We start from the raw sequence: 16,406 nt of genomic DNA on the forward strand, positions 1-16,406 counted from the left end.
TCCGGCTTCGGGTCCTCCTGGTAGGACTTCGACTTGTCCTGCGCCCGCTTCACCCACGCATCAGCGTTCGTCAACTGGCTTTGCGCGGTGTCCAGTTCCTGGCGGGCGGTGCGCCCCTGCGCCAGCGCCCGGTCCGCGTCACCCTGCGCCGTCTCCAGCTTCGGCCAGTAATCATCCAGAGCACCCGACGCCAGGCGGTAGGACCGCTCCAGCTTGTCCAGCTCACCGGGAAGATCCCCGAACTGCTGCCGGTACGCGTCACCCGACAGCCCCGCCCACTCCTGGACGACGGTGTCACCGCTCAGACCCCGCACCGACCGCAGCGCCGAGGCGACATCATCGGCGAAATCCCCCAGCTTCCGCGCGAGTTCCTTCACCTCGAACGGATCACCCGGCACCGGATCCCGGTCCAGATCCAGCACATCCCAATCCGTCGGACGCCCCGTCACCCCGCCAGCACCCCCATCAGCCTCGGCGAACGCCCCCATCCTTCCAACGGCCCACAGCCCTCGAAAGACGCCCCTGCCCACTCCGACGTCCCACGGGCAACTCATAGTTCCCGGCGCCCCGGCCCGAGCCGGTCGCTCCGTAGCATGGGGCAGGGGTGGTGGCCCCGGTATCGGCGGGGCCACCACCCCTGTGACGATCCGTCAGGTCACCCCGCGCAGAGGGTCAGATTGACGGTGTCGCCCTTGTGGACGACGGTCGGGGCGTGCGGGGAGACGGCGATGACGGTGCCCGGCTTGCAGCCGGGGGAGGCCGTCTTGATGACCCGGCCGATCTTGAGCTGGGCCTTGTCCACCAGGACGGGCCTGGCCAAGTCGAGCGTGAAGCCCGCCAGTTGGATGGGAATCTCGCCGTACTGCACGGTGGTGCGGTTCTTGTCGGTCGTGGCGGACGTGTGGGCGGCGGGCCGCGAGTCGTGCGAGCCGCCGGTGGTGCCGATGGCCAGGGCGGTGCCGGTGCCGGCCACGACGAGGGCGGTGGCGATACCGGCGATGGCCGTGGCCCGCTTGCGACGGGCCCCGCGCGCGATGGCCGCGGTGTCGAAGTGCGGCGCCTCGGCGCCGTTGACGAAGTCGTTCATGGAGTTCACCAGTTCCTGCTCGAAGGGTGTGTAACCCGTGCAGCCGGAAGGCCGCGAACCGTGTGACGTCATCGTGTTCCTTCCGTGGGCTGCGGCGGCGAAGGGGCGGAGGGCGCGGGGAACCGGCCTCTGAGCTTGTCGATTCCGCGAGTGAGCTGGGACCGTACGGTGCTCAGCGAGATCCCCAGATCGGCTGCGATCTGGGCGTCCGACAGGTCGTGGAAATACCGCAGCACCACGACCGTCCGCATGCGCATCGGCAGACCCTGAAGAGCGCGGACCAACTGGTCCCGGGTGTCCACCTGTCCGTACTGGTCCCCCGGAGCGGCCCTGTCGACGCCGTCCTGATACGGGACCGTACGGCGGAATCTGCGCCATCTGTCGTTGGCCAGATTCACCATGATCCGCCGTACGTACGCGTCCGGGGAGTCCTTGGCGGCGATGGTGCGCCACTTGCGGCACGCCCGTTCCAGAGTCTCCTGGACCAGGTCCTCCGCCGTCTGCCGGTCTCCCGTCAAGACGAGCGCGCCGTGGAACAGTACGGCCGACCGGGCGACGACGAAGGCGTGGAAGTCGTTCTCCACCGGCTCGGGCCCGCTCAGTTCCGTACGCGGTATCCGCTCGGTTGCCAGTTCCAGATCCACACGCTCCTCCCTTCCTGTCACCCCTCCTTGACGTGGAAGCGGCCCCGTCTGCTGCACGGCCCCGGTGTGACCTGGATCACGGATCTGGCCTCTCCGGTCGGGTACGGCCGGTCGCCTACCGCGCGAGCACGGCGGACGCCGCCTGCCGGATCGCCGCCACAGCAGGGCGAGTTCGGGAGGCGGCCGACCAGGCCAGGGCGGAGGTGCAGGGTGCCACGTCGCTCAGATCGACGTACGCGACCCCGGGACGGGGGAAGAAGCCGCGGGCCGCCGCGGGGAGAAACGCCACGGCGGTACCGGCCGAAACGGTGTGGAGCAGCGCTTCCAGGTCGGCCGCGACCGGGCCGTACCGGACGGGCGAACCGTCCGGGCGCGGATCGGTCACCCAGAAGTCCCACCACGGGCGCGGTACTTCGGGAGGAACGTCCACCACCGGCCGACCCGCGAGATCGGCGAGCGCTACCGAGGTGCGGGCCGCGAGCGGGTCGTCGGCGGGCAGGCAGACGACCCGCGCCTCGCTGGCCATGTGGAGCGACTGAACCCCCGGCGGGACCGGCGGGCGCGAGAAGACCACGTCGACCTCGCCGTCGATCAACCGGGTCATGTGGTCGACGAAGTTGAGGTTGCGGATCTCCACGGTGATCCGCGGGTAACGGCGGCGGAGTTCGTCAAGGACGGCCCGGGCATGCGGCATTGACGTCTCGGCGCCGATCGCCCCCACCACCAGTTGTCCCGACGGCGCCCTGGCGTGTTCCCGCGCGGCCTCCCGCAGACGGTCCATCTCCAGTACCACGGACTCCGCTTGGGGAAGCAGCGCCAGACAGCCCTCGGTCGCCTCCACCTTCCGGCTGCCGCGCTCGAACAGCGGGAAACCGAGCCGCTCCTCCAGAGCCCGCACCTGTCTGCTGAGGGCCGGCTGCGACATGAACAGCCGCGCCGCCGCTCGCCCGAAATGCAACTCTTGCGCGATGACGAGCAGGAGCCGTAACTGGTGGACAGTGGGTTCGGGCCGACCCGGCCTGCTCGCCCTGCCGCTACCGTCCTCGGCTTCGGTCATAACCGTCAGTTTATGGATCAGGGCCTGAGTGTCATCGCCCCGTCCTGGAATTCCCGAATGGCCCTTGAAACGATTGGGTCACGCGGGGCGCATGGTGCGCCCCAGGGAGGGGACGCGATGAAATTGCGTGGGCGCTCGGAGGCACGTGTCGGAAGGCGGCGGATCCGGGCGGGCCGGTTGGCGCAGGCGGCTGGTGTCGCCGTCGTCGCCACCGCCGCGGCTGTCGTGGCGGCGGGACCCGCGAGCGCCGGTACCGGCGCCATTTACACCACGGACGGCAATCCGGGCGGGGAGGCGTATTACACCGGCGCGGGCGACACCCTCCTTGCCTGTGACATCCAGGCGGACGGCTATCGCGCCTTCGCGGAGATGATCTGGATCGGTTCGGGAAAGAGCAATGTCGTGACGGTCGAGGACGCGGACGGCGCCAATGGAAATTGCGCGCAGAACGACTCGGCGAACATCCCCAGCGGAACCGCCATCAGTATCACCGTCTGCCTGAAGGACGGCGCGAACGGCGCGCGCAAGTGGTGCGCCACCGAGCACGGGAAGGCCAACTGACCCGGCCCGACGCCACCGACCGATCACGGCCGTCTCGGTCTGAACCGGTGTACGTGTGACCGCGGTTGGACGTCAGCGGCGCAGGGGGGGTGCTGACGTCCAACCGCCGCACGTGTGGGTCCTACGCGGTGGGGGTGTCGGCGTCGAGGGTGCTCGTGTGGCGTTCGGTGAGGGGGCCGACGCGGAGGTCCTCGCGCATGAGTTTGCGCATGTCGGCGGCGGCTTTGCCGCGTGCTTCCCAGCGGGCGCGGTCTTCGGTGCTGCCGAGGGCGGTGCCGGCGGCGTAGCCGTCGCAGATGCGGCGCAGGCAGTGGAAGACGTTGTTGGAGGCTTTGACGACGGGTTCGGGTGCGATGAGCCACATGCGTTCCGAGGCGGTGGCGATGCCTGACTCCCGGAAGGCTTCGCGCAGCGCGAACGCCCGTGCGTCGTCGGAGGAGTGGTCCCGTCCGGCCAGGGCCCGCAGGGTCTCGCCGAGCACTTTCACGGTGCTGGTGTACTGCGTGTAGATGTCCAGCCGCAGCCGGAGGGCTTCTTTGTCGTCCTCGCGCCTCCAGCGGTTCCGGTCGGCTATGAGGGTGGCGACGATGCCGATCGCGGCGCCGGCCAGGGTGGAGAGCAGTGGCAACCAGTCCATGCGGGCCACCTTGGGCCATCGCGTGACGGCGGCGCCAGAGGACGCCGGGACCGGACTCGTTGGCCGTCCGTAACGCGCCGCCGTCCGTATCGCGCCTGTCGTACGGGGAGTTGACGGCCCGTCACTCCACAGTGGCCGCCGCCGTGTGGAAGGCGTGGCGGACGGCGGTGATGCCGTCGGCGGTGCGGGAGGGGTGGACGCGGTTGGTGAGGAGGACGGCGTAGCGGGCGGTGGCGGGGTCGATCCAGAGGCTGGTGCCGGTGAAGCCGGTGTGGCCGAAGGAGTCGCGGCCGGGGGAGGGGCCTACGGGGGAGCCGACCGGGTCCTGGCCCTGCCAGGCGAGGCCGCGGCGCAGGGCGAGGTGGTCGGTGTGGGGGGCCGTCATCTCGGCGAAGGTCTCGGGGCGCAGCAGTTCGCGCGCGCCGCCCGCGAGCGACCGGCCGAGCCGTTCCACGTCCGCGAGAGGGGCGAACAGCCCGGCGTGGCCGCCGACTCCGCCCATGACCACGGCGTTCTCGTCGTGCACCTCGCCCGCCACCACGCGTCCGCGCCAGGGGCAGTCCTCGGTGGCGACGGCCCGCGCGCGGCCCGCCTCGTCCGGGTTGAAGCCGGTGTCCTTCAACCCGAGCGGCGCGCAGACCAGTTGGTCCACGAGTGCGTCCAGCGGTTCGCCCGCCGCGCTCTCGGCGATGAGGCCGAGCAGGATGAAGCCCTGGGAGGAGTACTCGACCCGGGTGTCGGGCGCCGAGCGCGGCGGCAGGAGGCGCAGCGCCTCCAACAGGGCCTCGCGCGTAGGGTGTTCGCGGTAGAGCTGGACCTGGCCCGGCAACCCCGAGGTGTGCGTGAGCAGTTGCCGTACGGTGAGGTCCGCCTTGTCGCCGCCCCGGTAGGCCGGAAGATACCGTCCGACGGTGCCCGCGAGGTCCAGCGCGCCGCGGTCGACCAGGGCCATCACGGCGAGGCCGACGACGGGTTTCGTCACCGACGCCAGGTCCCACAATTCGTCGCCGGTGAGGGCGGGTCCGTCCCAGGCGCGGGTGCCGGTCCAGCCGCGGTCCAGCGGACCCGCCGCCGTACCGACGGACCAGGCGGCGCCCGAGTACGCGCGGCGCGTACGCCCGGCGGCGACGATCTCCCCGAGCGCGCTCCCGACGCCAGCCCCGACTCCGACCCCGGCCTCGACGCCAGCCCCGGCCCCGACTCCGGCCCCGCTCTCGACTCCGGCGTCAGCCCCGTCCCCGACCCCGCTCACGCCAGCTCACCCGCCTCGGTGTCCACCACAAGAAACGGCGTCGCGGGCACGCTGCCCAAGATGCCTCCCGCCGCGCCGACCGGGCCCCTGCCCGACACACCGCCCGAGCCGCCCACGCGACCCGGGCCGCCCACACCGCCCAGCCCCCCCGACACCGTCCGCGCCGCCGCCCGCACCATCGGACCGAACATCTCCACACTCCGCTCGTCCAGCGTGAAGGTCAGGCCGCGCACGCCGATCGCGCCCACCACCCGCCCCTCGCCGTCGAGGACCGGCGCGGCCACCGACCGTACGTCCGGCTCGTCGTACTCGTCGTCCACGGCGTAACCGGTGCTCGCCGCGTCCCGCAGCAGCGCGCGCAGCTCCGCGGCCTCGGTGAGGGTGCGCGGGGTGCGCGCCGCCAGCGGCCCGGCGTCCAGCAGCGCCGCCGTCTCGTGCGGCGGCAGCGCGGAGAGCATCGCGAGCCCCACCCCGCTGCTGTGCAGCGGGACCCGGCCGCCCGGCCGCCCGCTCATCCGGTACTCGCTGGCGGGCTCGGACTCCGCCAGCAGGACGGCCTCGTCGCCGTGGCGTACGGCGTACTGCGCGAGCAGTCCGGTGCGCCGCCGCAGGTCGGCCAGGACCGGGCGGGCGAGCGCGAGGTCGCGGCTGTCGTGCAGCGCGGCGGCGGCGAGCCCGAGCAGCCGGGGTCCGGCGCGGTAGCTGCCGCCCTCGGCGGGCTGGGCGAAGCCGTACTCGGCCAGCGTTCTCAGATGGCGGTGGACGGTCGGTTTGGTCAGTCCTGTGCGTCGTGCGAGATCGCCCAACCGGTGCGGGCCACCGGTCTGTACGAGCGCTTCGAGCACCTCCATCGCCTTGTCGACGGGACCCTTCGCGGGCTCTTGCTCGCTGGCTCGGGTGTTGACCGCTTTCGACATGTCGCTTAGCTTAACCCAACCGCATTCCATCTGCCGGAACGGATGTGTTGTTCAATGGAACGAATACGTCAAGGGCGGGCCGTGGACCGCAGCCGTCCGCGCCGCCGCGACGTCCTGCGCCTCGGCGGCCTGCTCGTGCCGGCCATCGCCGCGCCCGGGCTGCTGACGGGATGCGGCGCCAACCCGGCGAGCGGCGCGGGCAACGTCCTGCGGGTCTCGCAGCCGGGGGACCCAGTGACCATGGACCCGCAGAAGCAGGGCGACATGGTCTCGATGAACGCCCTGATCAACATGTTCGACACCCTCACCACCCGCGGGCAGGACAACACCCTCCACCCGCGGCTCGCGCTGACGTGGACGGCGCGCGACGAGCGCACCTGGCGGTTCACGCTCCGCCCCGGCGTGACGTTCCACAACGGCGAGGTGTGCGACGCGGCGGCGGTCAAGTTCTCCATCGAGCGGCTGCTCGACCCCAAGACCAAGTCACCGATCGTCGAACTGCGGTACGTGAAGAGCGTCTCGGTGGTCGACCCGCTCACCATCGACGTCCACACCACGCTGCACGACCCGATCCTGCCCGACAAACTCTCCCTGTTCGGCGGCGTCGTCGTGCCGCCGCGCTACCTCGCGGAGGTCGGCGACCGGGGCTTCGCGGCCCACCCCGTCGGCACCGGGCCCTTCACGTTCGTCAGTTGGCAGCGCGACCACGAACTGCGCATGCGGGCCTACCCGAAGCACTGGTCAGGCCGCCCGCACGTGGACGAACTGGTCTTCCGCCCGGCGCCCAACGCCTCGTCCTCGCTCGCCGCCCTCCAGAGCGGCGGCGTCGACCTCGTCGCCGGACTCACCCCCGACGCCGCGCAGCAGCTCGACGGCTACCCCGGCGTCACCCTGGACGCCTACACCGGCATCCGCACCTCGTACCTGTCCCTGAACACCCTGGAGAAGGGGCCGCTCAGCGACCGGCGGGTGCGCCAGGCCCTCAACCACGCCATCGACGTACCCCTGTTGATCAAGGCGGTGCTCGGCGGCAAGGCGCGCGAGGTGCCCGCGATGATCCCGCACGGCGCCTTCGGCTTCGACCCCTCGGTCAAGCCGTTCACCCGCTCGGTGGAGACCGCCCGCGCGCTGCTCGCCGACGCCGGATACCCGCACGGCTTCAGCACCACGCTCACCGCCTCCAACAACGACTCCAACGTCGCCGAGGCGCTGTCCGGACTCCTCTCCAAGGCCGGTGTACGCGCCAAGGTCAGCCTTCTCGACCCCGGCACGTACGCCAGCCGGCTCACCTCCACCAACCACTCGGCGCTCGGCCCGATGTACCTGGCCGCCAGCACCATCTGGACGCTGGACGGCGAGAGCATGATCCAGTCGAACGTCCGCAGCGACCGCAGGCAGAGCCGCTGGCACTCGAAGGAGGCGGACCGCCTCGTCGACATCGAGGAACTCTCCGTCGATCCCGCCAAGCGCACCCAGGCGTTCGCCGACCTGCAACGGCTGATGCAGCAAGAAGCGCCGTTCGTCTTCCTCTACCAGCTCGACAACATCTACGCCCGCAACCGACGGCCGCGTTGGAAGCCGGGCCCCGCAGGCGTCCTCGACATGTCGAGCGCGGAGGTCTCCCGATGACCGACATCTCCCTCCAGCGGCGGCCGTCCGCCGCCGACGGCGAGCCGCGGGAACGCACCCGCGACCGCGCGGGACTGCGGCTGCTGCGCACCGTCCTGCTCAGGCTCGGCACCGCGCTGCTGGTCCTGCTCTGCACGGCGACCGTCTCGTTCTTCCTCGTCCGGCTCTCCGGCGACCCCGTCAAGCTGCTGCTGCCGCCCGACGCGACGGCCCAGCAAGAAGCCGTGCTGCGCGGGTCGTTGGGCCTGGACCGGCCGCTGTTCACCCAGTACCTCGACTTCCTGTGGGGGCTGCCGCGCCTGGACTTCGGCAACTCCCTCTTCTACAACGAGCCGGTACGCACCGTGCTCGCCGACCGGCTGCCCGCCACGCTCCAACTGGCCGCCGCCGCACTGGTGGTGACGCTCGTCGTCGCGGTCCCCGCGGGCATCTTCGCGGCGATGCGCCGCGGCCGGGCCTCCGACCGCACCGTGATGACCGGCGTGCTGCTCGGCCAGTCGACCCCGCCGTTCTGGGTCGGCATCCTGCTGATCCTGGTCTTCGCCGTCGGACTGCACGCGCTGCCCGCCTCCGGCTACGGCACGTTCGCCAACCTCGTGCTGCCCGCGGTCACCCTCGCCGTGTACTCCGTCGCCGTCGTCGCGCGGCTGCTGCGCTCCTCGCTGATCGACGTCCTGTCCTCCGACCACATCCGCACCGCCCGCGCCAAGGGCTTCGGCCCGGTCAAGGTCGTGCTCACCCACGGCCTGCGCAACGCGTCGCTGCCGGTGGTGACCGTGGTCGGCCTGGAGGTCGGCAGCCTGCTGGGCGGCGCGATCCTCACCGAACAGGTCTTCTCCTGGCCCGGCGTCGGACAGCTGACGATCGAGGCCATCTCGCACCGCGACTTCCCGCTCGTCCAGGCCACCGTGCTGTTCTTCGCCGCCACCTTCGTCGTGGTGAACCTGCTCGTCGACCTCTCCTACAGCTTCCTCGACCCGAGGGTGAGGACGTCCCGATGACCGTCACATCACCGGCCGTCGCCGCACCGGCGACGACGGCGGGGCCCGGCCCGCGCGCCGCCGCCCTGCGGACCCTGCTGCGCAACAAGCTCGCCGTCGTCGCGCTCGCCGTACTCACGGTCATGCTGGTCTTCGCGGTCTTCGCACCGCTGATCGCCCCGCACGACCCCAACGCCCAGGACCTGCTGCTCCGGCTGAAGCCGCCCGCCTGGCAGTCCGGGGGCAGCGGCGCCCATCTGCTCGGCACCGACCAGCTCGGCCGCGACATGCTCTCCCGCGTCATCTACGGCACCCGGATCTCGCTGCTGGTCGGCGCGGGCGCGGCGCTGCTCGCCGGAGTGATCGGCACCGCCGTCGGACTCGCCTCCGGCTACTTCGGCGGCTGGCTCGACCGGGTGCTCATGCGGCTCGCCGACGTCCAACTGGCCTTCCCCTCCATCCTGCTGGCCCTGGCCGTCGTCGGTTTCCTCGGCTCCGGGCTCTGGTACGTGATCCTCGTGCTCGGCTTCACCGGCTGGGTCTCGTACGCCCGCGTCGTGCGCTCCGAGGTGATGTCGCTGCGCTCGCGCGACTTCATCACCGAGGCCCGCGCGATCGGTGTCACCGACGGCGCGATCATGCGCCGCCACCTGCTGCCCAACGTGATGGCGCCGCTGGCCACCATCGGCACGCTGCACATCGCGGCGGCCATCGTCGCCGAGGCGTCGCTGAGCTATCTCGGACTCGGCGTGCCCAAGGAGACCGTCACCTGGGGCTCGATGCTCGCCGACGGCCAGCTCTACCTCGGCACCTCCTGGTGGGTCGCGGTGTTCCCGGGCATCGGCCTGATGGTCACCTCGCTCGCCGTCAACATCACCGGCGACGCCCTGCGCGACGTCGCGGACCCGAAGGCGTACCGCCGATGACAACCGACCGCACGAGGCCGAGCGACCCTACGAAGCCGACCGACCGCAGGAAGCCGACCGACCCTACGAGGCCGACCGACCGTACGACACGGGCCGGGGCCGCACCCGCCCGCCCCGAACCCGTACTCGACATCACCGATCTCAGCGTCGACTTCAGGCTCGACATCTCCACCGTGCACGCCGTCCAGGGCGTCAGCCTCCAGGTCGGCGCGGGCGAAACCCTCGCCGTGGTGGGGGAGTCGGGCAGCGGCAAGACGGCCACCGCGCTGTCGGTGCTCCGCCTCAACCCCGAGCCGCCGTGCGTGTACGCGGGCGGCGAGATCCGCTTCGGGGGACGCGACCTGCTCGCCGTGAGCGAGAAGGAACTCCGCGCGGTCCGCGGCCACGACATCGCCATGATCTTCCAGGACCCGATGACCAGCCTCGACCCGCTCCAGCGGGTCGGCGCCCAGGTCGCCGAAGTGCTCAGGCACCACAGGGGCGTCTCCCGCGCCGAGGCCAAGGAGGCGGCCGTCGCCGCGCTGGACGAGGTCGGCATCCCCGACCCCGAGCGGCGCTACCGGCAGTATCCGCACGAGATGTCCGGCGGCCTGCGCCAGCGCGTGATGATCGCGACGGCGCTGGTCGGACGGCCGCGCGTGCTCATCGCCGACGAGCCGACCACCGCGCTCGACGTGACCGTGCAGCGGCAGATCCTCGACCTGCTCGTCGCACTCCAGGAACAGCACGGCATGGCCGTCGTGCTGATCACCCACGACCTCGGAGTCGTCGCGGAGACGGCCGACCGGGTCGTGGTCATGAACGCGGGCCGGGTCGTGGAGAGCGGGGACGTCATGGACGTCTTCGACCACCCCGCCGAGGACTACACACGGCGGCTGCTGGACGCCACCCCACGATTGGAGTCGGCATGACGCTGCTCGAACTCGACGGACTGCGCAAGGAGTTCGGCGGCAGGCCGGTCCATGTGGCGGTCGACGACGTGTCCTTGACCGTGACCGAGGGCGAAACCCTCGCCCTGGTGGGCGAGTCGGGCTGCGGCAAGACCACCCTGACCCGGCTGCTGCTCCGGCTGATGGAGCCGACCGCCGGAAGCGTCCGGTTCGACGGCCAGGATCTCGCCGCCCTCTCCCCGGCCCAACTGCGGTCCGTACGGCGCCAGATGCAGGTCGTCCTCCAGGACCCGTACTCCAGCATGAACCCGCGCATGCGGATCTCCGACATCGTCGCCGAGCCGCTGATCACCCACGATCCGGACGCCCGCGGCAGACGCGGGCGGGCGCGTACCCGCGAACGCGTGGGCGAGCTGCTGGAGTCGGTGGGCCTGCCCGCGACGATCCAGGACCGCTACCCGCACGAGTTCTCCGGCGGCCAGCGCCAGCGCGTGTCGATCGCCCGCGCGCTCGCCCTCGAACCGAGGCTCGTGGTGCTCGACGAACCCACCAGCGCGCTCGACGTCTCCGTGCAGGCGCAGGTGCTCGACCTCCTGGCGGAGCTGCAACAGCGCCTCGGCCTCACCTATGTCTTCGTCTCGCACAACCTCGCCGTCGTCCGGCAGGTGGCCGACCGGGTCGCCGTCATGCGGCACGGCAAGCTGGTGGAGGTCGGCGCCGCGGCCGATGTCTTCGGCGATCCGCAGCACCCGTACACCCGGCAGCTGCTGGACGCCGTGCCCGTACCCGACCCGCGCCGCGCCCGCCGTACGCGGTCCCGCCCCCGTACGGAGGCGGTCTAGAGGTGGGGTCCGAAGCGGGACCTGAGGTGCGGCGTGTGGTGCGTCCGGAGGCGGGTTCGGCGACGGGGCCGGTCCTAGAGGTGGGAGAGCACCAGCCCCGCGCCGCCCAGCAGCGCCACATCGTCCACGGCCGCGCCGCTCACCAGCACCTGCGGCAGCTCGGCCCCCGCGGAGGCTCCGGCCGAGGCGACGTCGGAGCGCAGCCGTTCCTCGATCAGCGTCCGGAACCGTTCGCCGCCCTCGCGCGCCTCGCCGTGCAGGACGAACAGCCCGGGCGCGAACAAGTGCTGGACGTTGATCAGCCCCAGGGCGACGTTCTCCGCGTACTCCTCGACCGTCCGGCGGGCCGCCTCGTCGTCGCGCTCCACCAGCGCGGCGAGGGTGGCGCCGTCGCCGAGCCCGGCCGCCCGCGCGCGCTCGCGCAGCCAGCGCGTGGTGGCCACCGTCTTCCAGCAGCCGCGCCCGCCGCAGGTGCACGCCTCGCCGCTGGCCGACACCGTCATATGGGCGCCGCTGCGCCCGCCGGCCGGGGCCAGCACCTGGCCGTCGTACAGGATGCCGACGCCCAGCACCTCACCGGTGGACACCGACGCGAACGTACGGCGGCCACGCCCGGCGCCGAACCACCGGTCGCCGAGCACCTGGAGCCTGGCCCGGTGCTCGACCCGTACCGGGGCGCCGGTCAGCGCCGCGAGCCGGGCGGTCACCGGATAGCCGTGCAGCGCCGGTACGTCGTTGACCTCGGTGATCAGACCGGCGCCGGGATCGACGATCCCGGCCGCCGCCACGCCGACCCCGACCGGTTCGTACCCGGCGAAGACCTCGGCGGCCAGCGCGAGCGCCGCGTCGATGTCGGCGGGCAGGGCCGTGGCGGCGTCGTACGACGCCTCGGCCCGGCGCAGCACCGCGCCGGACATCGTCAGCACCGCCGCCCGGACCCGTCCGGGCACCAGTTCGACAGCTCCGAGCGTCCGCGGCGGCCGGGGCGCGACCGTCCCCGGCGCGGGCTCGGGCACCAGCCGCAACGGAGAACCTTCATGGACCATGCGCCGACTCTGCCACGACACGGTTTCCGGGAGGTAGCGCTGTGAGAGATCTGACCCGGCTGACCTGGCGCGAAGTCCGCGGGGCCGGGGCGACCGGAATCGCCCTGCTGCCCATCGGATCGCAGGAGCAGCACGCCGCCCACCTGCCGATGGGCACCGACACGCTCCTCGCCGAGGCCGTCCTCGACGCCGCCGCCGCGCTGCTCGACCGGGACCCGACGCCCTCGGAGCTCGTACGGCTGCCCGCCCTCCCGTTCGGCCACAGCCCGCACCACCTGTTCGCCGCCGCCGTCTCGCTGTCCGCCGCCACGCTCGGCGCCGTACTCGACGACGTCCTGGACTCCCTGGTGACCAGCGGTTACCGGCGGATCATGGTCGTCAACGGGCACGGCGGCAACGACGAGATCATGCGGCTGGCCGTGAAGCGCTTCGCGCTGCGCGCCGACGTCACCGTCGCGGCCTGCTCGTACTGGACGGTCACGTCCGGTGACGGCGAGCCCGACGGGGGCAGGCCCGAGGTGACTCCGGGGCACGCGGGCTGGTTCGAGACCTCCCTGATGCTCGCCGCCCACCCGGAGCTCGTCCGTACCCCGGTCGCCGCCCGCGCCCCGGTCGATCCGCCGCCGCTCTTCGACAACCCGCCGTATCCGGGCCTGACCGTGGAGCGCCACGGCGAGTGGGGGCGGGTCGGCGGATCGACCGACGACGCCTCCGGCGCGGACGCGGGGGCCGGGCGCCGGCTGCTGGCCGACCGGGCGGTGGGGCTCGCGCGGGCGATCAGGGCTTTTGACGAGGCGACGGCGGGGGCTTTTGACGCGGCGACCGCGGGGCCTTTTGACGAGGCGATCGCAGGGGCTTTTGACGCGGTCACCGTACCTAGGGCCGACGACGTGACCACTGTCCCCGCGGCCGACGCGGCCACCGCTGTCCCCGACGCGGCCACCATCCGAGCTGAGGAGAAGAATGAAGATCACTGACGTCGACGTATGGGTGGTCAATCTGCCCCTGCTCAACCCGTTCACCAGCTCCTTCGAGACCAAGACCGGGGAGACCAGGACGGTCGTGCGGATTCGCACCGACGACGGTGTCGAGGGCTGGGGCGAGACGATGTGGGGCCGGCCCGTCGCGGCGATCGTCCGGGCGATGGCCGACGATCTCATCGGCACCAGCCCGTTCGCCCTGGAGAGCTTCCACCGCAAGCAGCACATGGTGCCCTTCTTCCACGGCTACCTCGGGTACGCGGCGATCGCCGCCCTCGATGTGGCCTGCTGGGACGCCATGGGCCAGGCCACCGGCCAGTCGCTCACCGACCTGCTGGGCGGTCCCGTACGCGACGAGGTGCCGATCACCGCCCTGGTGACCCGCGCCGACGCGCCCGGCGCGAGCGCCGCCGCCCTGCCGGGACAGCTCGCCGAGCACGCGACGCGGGTGGTCGAGGAGGGCGGCTTCAGCGCCGTCAAACTCAAGGGCACCACCGATGTCGCGGGCGACGTGGCCATCCTGCGGGCGCTGCGCACCGCCCTGCCCGGCATCAATCTGCGGGTGGACCCGAACGCGGCCTGGTCCGTACCCGACTCGGTACGCGCCGGGATCGCCCTCGAGGAGCTGGACCTCGAATACCTGGAGGACCCCTGCGTCGGCATCGAGGGCATGAGCCAGGTGAAGGCGAAGGTCCGGATACCGCTGTGCACCAACATGTGCGTCGTACGGTTCGAGGACTTCGCCCCCGCGATGCGGCTCAACGCGGTCGACGTCATCCACGGCGACGTCTACAAGTGGGGCGGTATCGCCGCCACCAAGGCGCTCGCCGCCCACTGCGAGACGTTCGGGCTCGGCATGAACCTGCACAGCGGCGGTGAGCTGGGCATCGCGACGGCCGCGCATCTCGCGGTCGTCTCCAGCACCCCCGTGCTCTCCCGCGCGATCGACAGCATGTACTACCTGCACGCCGATGACATCATCGAGCCGCTGCACCTCGCGGACGGCCGTCTGCGAGTACCCACAGGGCCCGGCCTGGGAGTCAGCGTGGACGAGGACAAGCTGCGCCACTTCGCCGAGGCCAACGAGCGGGACGGGGATCTGACCGGATGACCAAGGAAGCGGTACACACCGCCCACGCGCCCCAGCCCGCGGGCGCCTACAGCCAGGGCGTCGTCGCCGGCGGCTTCCTCTACACGGCCGGCTTCGGCCCCAAGGACCCCCTCACCGGCGAGGTCCCCGAACTCGTCGGCGACCAGACCCGCCAGGTCCTCCGCAACCTCACCGCCGTCCTCGCCGAGCGCGGCCTCACCCTCGACGACGTCGTCAAGGTCACGGTCCACCTCCAGCACCTCCACCGCGACTTCGCCGCCTTCGACGCCGCCTACCGCCCCTTCTTCACCGCCCCCTACCCCGTCCGCACCACCGTCGGCTCCGACCTCATGAACATCCTCGTGGAAATCGACGTCGTCGCCCTCCTCCCGACCTGACCCCGCCCGGGCTCCGCCGTCGGGTGCATACGACGGCCTTGTCCGACATGCCAGAACGTCGTTGGCCCCCCGCTGAGAGCAGCGGGGGCCACGGCATGCGTTCCTGATCCGGACCTGCTGGTCAAGAAGGAGTGTGGGACTGCCGACGTAGACGCAGTCGATCAGGTAGAACATCGCCAACCGTCGTGCTTCCGGTTCAAGTCCACCGTTCTCGGGCATGGCCGAATTCGAGCGACGGAGCAGGTCGGGCTCGGCGTCGATCCGGGCGAGAATGCGGTCGATGACGTATCCGTCGAGGAGTTCGCAGCAATGTTCGCGTGCTCCGCGGACTCTTCGCCCGTGCAACTCGGGCAGCCGTCGCACTCTTCAGAACCGAAGAGATCATCTGATTCCTCGTCTGCCTGCTGTGCGGACATGAAACAAGGCGCCACCCACATGATCTCCGGTTTGCTCAATTCCAAGTCGTCGGCAGACGACAGATCGAGGTCATTCCAGGTACGCGTTGCGGCCCCGTCGTCCGTTCCGCAGTCCGGGGGCGGCATCTCGGAGCGCATGAGGGATGCCAGGGTCACCAGATGCGGCTCCCAGTCGAGTGCGCTGTGCAGCAGGGTGGCGAGTCCGTCCCCTCTGCGCTTCCAGAAGATGAGGTCCTCGTCGAGTCCATTGACGAAGTGCATAACGTGGTCAGTCGGCTCGAAGTCGATCCCGGACATCTCTCCCAGGTGGGTGAGAGCGGCCTGCCTGCCCCGGTAACGTCCAGCCTGGCGTCGGGCGTGTGCGACGAACGACGCCATGGTGCCGTCAGCCAGTACCGAATTGGTGCTGACACCGATCGCCTTCGGACGCTTGAAGGGTCCGGATCGGCGGAGCTGCTGTGTTGCGTTCGCCCAGAAGAGCCTCTTGCTGTCCGGCTCATACACCACGCAGAAGACCGGGACGTTCCCGTCCGCCCATGTGTCGCCGTGGTGGCCGACAGGCACCGCTCAGCCGTTGGCGCGACGCCACTTTTCCCCGCCCTTGACCTCAAGGAGGCCGGGCACCGCGTTCACGGCCGCCTGGCCCACGCGCCGACCCTTCGAGATCTTCGGCATGCTTTCCCTCCGGAGGTTCCTCTCTCGGCCCGCAGGAGCCCCGAGGCCATGTCGTCCGTGCGATCTTGCCCCACACCTCGGACAAGAGGCCCCGTCTGCAGGCAGATCACGCCTTATGACGGCTGGGGCCAGGGAGGGACGACGGTCCGGTCCTCGCCATGCGATCCGTCACCATCTGCCGGTGGTGGACGCGAGATCCGAGCCCATGAGGGGTTGCCCCCAAACTGACGGAGCCAACTGCCTCATCGTGAGATTGGTGCGGTAACACACCACCCCCAGCAGTACCCGCTCGGCCAGCGGCAGACACCACGGCCGCCCCAGCCGCGGCCCCTCACCGCCCCACGCCCGCTCAGCCCTCAACACCCACCCACACGGGAGG

The 16,406-nt window shown here is 71.3% G+C and carries 17 protein-coding genes and 2 pseudogenes; 9 read left to right on the top strand and 10 right to left on the bottom strand.

Going from position 1 to position 16,406, the window contains the following annotated elements; translation table 11 throughout:
* The 4 genes from ABZX65_RS07085 to ABZX65_RS07100 all read right to left on the bottom strand — a co-directional run.
* A partial coding sequence (locus ABZX65_RS07085) for a putative T7SS-secreted protein (protein WP_355335801.1) occupies positions 1-488 on the bottom strand: 488 nt, incomplete at its 3' end.
* A gap of 167 nt (positions 489-655) precedes the next feature.
* Positions 656-1,159: a PASTA domain-containing protein gene (locus ABZX65_RS07090; RefSeq protein WP_355335804.1), complete on the bottom strand. Its 504-nt coding sequence runs from the start codon at positions 1,157-1,159 to the stop codon at positions 656-658.
* Positions 1,156-1,725, bottom strand: a complete 570-nt coding sequence (locus ABZX65_RS07095; protein WP_355336418.1) for a SigE family RNA polymerase sigma factor — start codon at positions 1,723-1,725, stop codon at positions 1,156-1,158. The genes ABZX65_RS07090 and ABZX65_RS07095 overlap by 4 nt, the downstream gene beginning before the upstream one ends.
* Positions 1,726-1,846: 121 nt before the next feature.
* Complete coding sequence (locus tag ABZX65_RS07100) at positions 1,847-2,788, bottom strand: LysR family transcriptional regulator (protein ID WP_355335807.1); 942 nt, start codon at positions 2,786-2,788, stop codon at positions 1,847-1,849.
* Between the two features lie 117 nt (positions 2,789-2,905).
* Here ABZX65_RS07100 and ABZX65_RS07105 point away from each other — a divergent pair, with 117 nt between their 5' ends.
* The gene (locus ABZX65_RS07105) at positions 2,906-3,349 is read left to right on the top strand and encodes a hypothetical protein (RefSeq protein WP_355335809.1); all 444 of its coding nucleotides are present in this window, start codon (positions 2,906-2,908) and stop codon (positions 3,347-3,349) included.
* A gap of 121 nt (positions 3,350-3,470) precedes the next feature.
* Here ABZX65_RS07105 and ABZX65_RS07110 read toward each other — a convergent pair whose 3' ends face one another.
* The 3 genes from ABZX65_RS07110 to ABZX65_RS07120 all read right to left on the bottom strand — a co-directional run bounded on the left by ABZX65_RS07110 (position 3,471) and on the right by ABZX65_RS07120 (position 6,155).
* Entirely contained in the window at positions 3,471-3,986 is a 516-nt protein-coding gene (locus ABZX65_RS07110; protein WP_355335812.1) for a hypothetical protein, read from the bottom strand.
* Positions 3,987-4,107: 121 nt separating this feature from the next.
* Entirely contained in the window at positions 4,108-5,118 is a 1,011-nt protein-coding gene (locus tag ABZX65_RS07115) for a serine hydrolase domain-containing protein (RefSeq protein WP_355336419.1), read from the bottom strand.
* A gap of 116 nt (positions 5,119-5,234) precedes the next feature.
* The gene (locus tag ABZX65_RS07120; RefSeq protein ID WP_355335815.1) at positions 5,235-6,155 is read right to left on the bottom strand and encodes an IclR family transcriptional regulator; all 921 of its coding nucleotides are present in this window, start codon (positions 6,153-6,155) and stop codon (positions 5,235-5,237) included.
* 54 nt (positions 6,156-6,209) lie between these two features.
* Here ABZX65_RS07120 and ABZX65_RS07125 point away from each other — a divergent pair, with 54 nt between their 5' ends.
* Genes ABZX65_RS07125 through ABZX65_RS07145 form a run of 5 tightly spaced genes read left to right on the top strand, consistent with a single transcriptional unit; the run spans position 6,210 to position 11,422 of the window.
* Positions 6,210-7,784 (top strand): ABC transporter substrate-binding protein, encoded by a 1,575-nt coding sequence (locus ABZX65_RS07125; protein WP_355335818.1) that lies wholly within the window; start codon positions 6,210-6,212, stop codon positions 7,782-7,784.
* Positions 7,781-8,785 carry an ABC transporter permease gene (locus tag ABZX65_RS07130; protein WP_355335820.1) on the top strand — a complete coding sequence of 335 codons (1,005 nt, stop codon included), beginning with the start codon at positions 7,781-7,783 and terminating at the stop codon, positions 8,783-8,785. Before ABZX65_RS07125 ends, ABZX65_RS07130 begins: the two co-directional genes overlap by 4 nt.
* The gene (locus ABZX65_RS07135) at positions 8,782-9,690 is read left to right on the top strand and encodes an ABC transporter permease (RefSeq protein WP_355335823.1); all 909 of its coding nucleotides are present in this window, start codon (positions 8,782-8,784) and stop codon (positions 9,688-9,690) included. Before ABZX65_RS07130 ends, ABZX65_RS07135 begins: the two co-directional genes overlap by 4 nt.
* Complete coding sequence (locus ABZX65_RS07140; RefSeq protein ID WP_355335826.1) at positions 9,687-10,601, top strand: ABC transporter ATP-binding protein; 915 nt, start codon at positions 9,687-9,689, stop codon at positions 10,599-10,601. Before ABZX65_RS07135 ends, ABZX65_RS07140 begins: the two co-directional genes overlap by 4 nt.
* Positions 10,598-11,422: an ATP-binding cassette domain-containing protein gene (locus ABZX65_RS07145; RefSeq protein WP_355335829.1), complete on the top strand. Its 825-nt coding sequence runs from the start codon at positions 10,598-10,600 to the stop codon at positions 11,420-11,422. Before ABZX65_RS07140 ends, ABZX65_RS07145 begins: the two co-directional genes overlap by 4 nt.
* Before the next feature lie 74 nt (positions 11,423-11,496).
* Here ABZX65_RS07145 and ABZX65_RS07150 read toward each other — a convergent pair whose 3' ends face one another.
* Positions 11,497-12,468: an ROK family protein gene (locus ABZX65_RS07150; RefSeq protein ID WP_355335832.1), complete on the bottom strand. Its 972-nt coding sequence runs from the start codon at positions 12,466-12,468 to the stop codon at positions 11,497-11,499.
* Positions 12,469-12,509: 41 nt separating this feature from the next.
* Between ABZX65_RS07150 and ABZX65_RS07155 the strand changes: the two are divergent.
* From ABZX65_RS07155 to ABZX65_RS07165, 3 genes and pseudogenes are all read left to right on the top strand, one after another.
* A pseudogene (locus tag ABZX65_RS07155) lies at positions 12,510-13,268 on the top strand (creatininase family protein); the annotation flags it as partial.
* A gap of 163 nt (positions 13,269-13,431) precedes the next feature.
* The gene (locus tag ABZX65_RS07160; RefSeq protein WP_355335835.1) at positions 13,432-14,559 is read left to right on the top strand and encodes an enolase C-terminal domain-like protein; all 1,128 of its coding nucleotides are present in this window, start codon (positions 13,432-13,434) and stop codon (positions 14,557-14,559) included.
* The gene (locus tag ABZX65_RS07165; protein WP_355335837.1) at positions 14,556-14,936 is read left to right on the top strand and encodes a Rid family hydrolase; all 381 of its coding nucleotides are present in this window, start codon (positions 14,556-14,558) and stop codon (positions 14,934-14,936) included. The genes ABZX65_RS07160 and ABZX65_RS07165 overlap by 4 nt, the downstream gene beginning before the upstream one ends.
* Positions 14,937-15,097: 161 nt before the next feature.
* On the opposite strand, the gene ABZX65_RS07170 is transcribed toward ABZX65_RS07165, so the two are convergent.
* Positions 15,098-15,916, bottom strand: coding sequence for a hypothetical protein (locus tag ABZX65_RS07170; RefSeq protein ID WP_355335839.1), 819 nt, complete (start codon positions 15,914-15,916; stop codon positions 15,098-15,100).
* 339 nt (positions 15,917-16,255) lie between these two features.
* Positions 16,256-16,351, bottom strand: a pseudogene (locus ABZX65_RS07175) (IS5/IS1182 family transposase); the annotation flags it as partial.
* Positions 16,352-16,406 lie beyond the last annotated feature (55 nt).

The sequence above is a fragment of the Streptomyces sp. NPDC003300 genome (assembly GCF_040610915.1).
Lineage (GTDB): Bacteria > Actinomycetota > Actinomycetes > Streptomycetales > Streptomycetaceae > Actinacidiphila.

Excerpts from the sequence above, each read along its gene's own strand:
- ABZX65_RS07090 (WP_355335804.1), bottom strand. The coding sequence starts at position 1,159 with ATGACGTCACACGGTTCGCGGCCTTCCGGCTGCACGGGTTACACACCC.
- ABZX65_RS07100 (WP_355335807.1), bottom strand. The coding sequence starts at position 2,788 with ATGACCGAAGCCGAGGACGGTAGCGGCAGGGCGAGCAGGCCGGGTCGG.
- ABZX65_RS07105 (WP_355335809.1), top strand. The coding sequence starts at position 2,906 with ATGAAATTGCGTGGGCGCTCGGAGGCACGTGTCGGAAGGCGGCGGATC.
- ABZX65_RS07110 (WP_355335812.1), bottom strand. The coding sequence starts at position 3,986 with ATGGACTGGTTGCCACTGCTCTCCACCCTGGCCGGCGCCGCGATCGGC.
- ABZX65_RS07120 (WP_355335815.1), bottom strand. The coding sequence starts at position 6,155 with ATGTCGAAAGCGGTCAACACCCGAGCCAGCGAGCAAGAGCCCGCGAAG.
- ABZX65_RS07125 (WP_355335818.1), top strand. The coding sequence starts at position 6,210 with ATGGAACGAATACGTCAAGGGCGGGCCGTGGACCGCAGCCGTCCGCGC.
- ABZX65_RS07130 (WP_355335820.1), top strand. The coding sequence starts at position 7,781 with ATGACCGACATCTCCCTCCAGCGGCGGCCGTCCGCCGCCGACGGCGAG.
- ABZX65_RS07135 (WP_355335823.1), top strand. The coding sequence starts at position 8,782 with ATGACCGTCACATCACCGGCCGTCGCCGCACCGGCGACGACGGCGGGG.
- ABZX65_RS07140 (WP_355335826.1), top strand. The coding sequence starts at position 9,687 with ATGACAACCGACCGCACGAGGCCGAGCGACCCTACGAAGCCGACCGAC.
- ABZX65_RS07145 (WP_355335829.1), top strand. The coding sequence starts at position 10,598 with ATGACGCTGCTCGAACTCGACGGACTGCGCAAGGAGTTCGGCGGCAGG.
- ABZX65_RS07150 (WP_355335832.1), bottom strand. The coding sequence starts at position 12,468 with ATGGTCCATGAAGGTTCTCCGTTGCGGCTGGTGCCCGAGCCCGCGCCG.
- ABZX65_RS07160 (WP_355335835.1), top strand. The coding sequence starts at position 13,432 with ATGAAGATCACTGACGTCGACGTATGGGTGGTCAATCTGCCCCTGCTC.
- ABZX65_RS07165 (WP_355335837.1), top strand. The coding sequence starts at position 14,556 with ATGACCAAGGAAGCGGTACACACCGCCCACGCGCCCCAGCCCGCGGGC.